We start from the raw sequence: 2,273 nt of genomic DNA on the forward strand, positions 1-2,273 counted from the left end.
CCCGGATGCGGTGGGTGCGGCGAAAGGCGTGTCCGAAGTCGAGATCGATGTCGGGAACGTGGGACAGAGCGGCGGTGCCGTTTTCACCGCCGTCGCGAAACGCAATGGAGACGATCTCGCCGGTGGTCGGGTCGTGTTCGCGAGAACGCCGGCCCCTGTTGTGCGTCACGGCCCGACTCTCCGGGACGGGTGCCTGTTCCGGTGGCCCGAAGGGCGGCAGCTCTTCGTCCCCGGTTCGAGTCGGGCGCACAGGCAGATCCAGGTGTCCGGTTCCGGTGAAGAGCGTCAGCGTCACCGGTTCGGGGCTTGGCCAGACCACCGGCCAGTAGCAGGTCGAGACGGCGACCCGCACGACGTGCCCCTGCGGAAAGGCGTGGGCCACGTCGTTGAGGTGGACGACGACCCGATAAGGGTGACCGGGCTCAAGAGCGAGCGGTCGTTCGTGGCCGTCCCGGTGAGTGAGATTGAGCACGCCATAAGTCACCCGTAACGAGCTGCCGTCTGGCGCCACGTCATTGAGCCGGACGGCCACGAGCGCTACTGGACGGTCGACGCTGAGTTCAAGCTCGACAATCGGTGCACCCAGAATTTCCGTACGCTCCGCCAGCGGTTCCGAGTCGAACAACAGTGAGCGGGCGTCGTCCTCGCGCTGGTCGGACGGCAGGTCCCTCTTACTGCCGAATGCACACCATTCGCCGGCATTTGCTCCTGTGCTCTGCGGAGAGGACAGCGCCAGGCGGGTTGCTGGCGACTCCGGAGCCCGTGCAAGGCGCCCGGAATTGAGAAACAAACGGCGCTGCCCGATCCGGGACGTCGGCCACTGGGTCTCCGCCACCCATCGCCCCGGCCGTTCTGTCGGATCGCCGCTGGGCGACACCCACTCCTGCATCCAGACCCGGTATTGCGGCTCGTCCATGATGCCGGTGTCCACGCCCTTGAGCCAGTAATCCCACCAGCGCAGGGCTTCCTGAAGAAAACCAATGCTTGGGCCTGGCAAGGAATCGTGGGGAAAGGCGTGACACCACGGACCGATCAGTCCCTTGCGGGGCGCATGCAGCCCTTCGAGCAGTCGCGGGACGGCGTTGCGATACGCGTCGGCCCAGCCGCCGATCGCGTAGACCGCGCACTGAATGGCGCCGTAGTCCTCACAGACCGAGCCCCGCTTCCAGTATTCGTCGCGCACCGGATGATGCAGCCACAGTTCGGGGAAAAGAACGGCGTTCTCCAGTCGGTCACGCCACATGGCCTGCCAGCGGTCACCGACGATCTCCGGGTCCGGAGGTAACGCGTTGGAGCAAAGCAGCACTGCACCCCAGGCGAGATTCTCGTTGATCAGGCAACCGCCCATGTAGTGAGCGTCGTCAGCATAGCGGTCGTCCGACGAGCACAGGGCAATGATTGCCTTGAGGGCGGGGGGCCGCCGTGCGGCCACCTGGAGGGAGCTGAAACCACCCCAGGAGATGCCCGTCATGCCCACGTTGCCATCGCACCACGGTTGAGCCGCGATCCACGCGATAACTTCCAGGGCGTCGTCCTGCTCCCGGCGCTGATACTCGTCGGCCATCAGGCCGTCGGAATCCCCACTGCCACGCACATCCACCCGCAGCGCAGCGTAGCCGTGCCCGGCGATATAGTGGTGAATCGGCTCATCGCGCAGGCGGGTGTAGTCACGTTTGCGATACGGGATGGATTCCAGGATGCCGGGAACGGGTCGTGATTCGGCGTCTTGCGGCAACCACACGCGGGCGGCAAGCTGGCAGCCGTCCGACAGCGGGATCCAGACGTTTTCAACGACACGCACCGGTCGTGGGAAGGTATCGACGACCTGCATTGCCGTGTCTCCGTTGAAAGACGGGTTTGCTATTTCTCGATAGCGGACAGACCAGCGCCATGCGCCTGCATACCTGCTCCGGCCGTGCGGCTCAGGGCGTGGCCTGATCAGCAGCTACGACGGTTGTGGCACCTCGCAGGTCCAGCCAGAGCCCCCGCGGCGTGCGCCCGATCCGGACGACCGCCTGGTCGCACGACGGGCAGCGCAGAATGGCGCCAAGCTCGATGGCGTAGAGCATCAGCTCCGCCATCGGCCGGGTCCTGCCGCAGCCCGCACAGGTCGTCGGCGCAAGCGTTGCATCGAACGCGAAAACCTCGAGCAGCAGACCGCCCGCGGCGTTGCCGTCGAGCGTGTAGCGGTCACCCTCGGCACTCATCTCATTCCTCTCCCGTCGGACCGAAGCGCTCTGTCCTGATCTGCGCCGGTTCGTGCCCGAGCCCGA

Annotated in this window: 2 protein-coding genes; both read right to left on the bottom strand. The window is 65.9% G+C overall.

From position 1 onward, the window contains the following. Window positions 1–1,831 (bottom strand): CocE/NonD family hydrolase (locus VFX99_RS10965; protein WP_329666329.1); only part of this gene is annotated, 1,831 nt, incomplete at its 3' end. A gap of 91 nt (window positions 1,832–1,922) precedes the next feature. After that, window positions 1,923–2,273, bottom strand: a 351-nt coding sequence (locus VFX99_RS10970; protein ID WP_329666330.1) for a DUF6510 family protein, incomplete at its 5' end; no start/stop codon positions are given.

This window comes from Microbacterium sp. (assembly GCF_036277215.1).
In the GTDB taxonomy this organism is placed as follows: domain Bacteria; phylum Actinomycetota; class Actinomycetes; order Actinomycetales; family Microbacteriaceae; genus Microbacterium.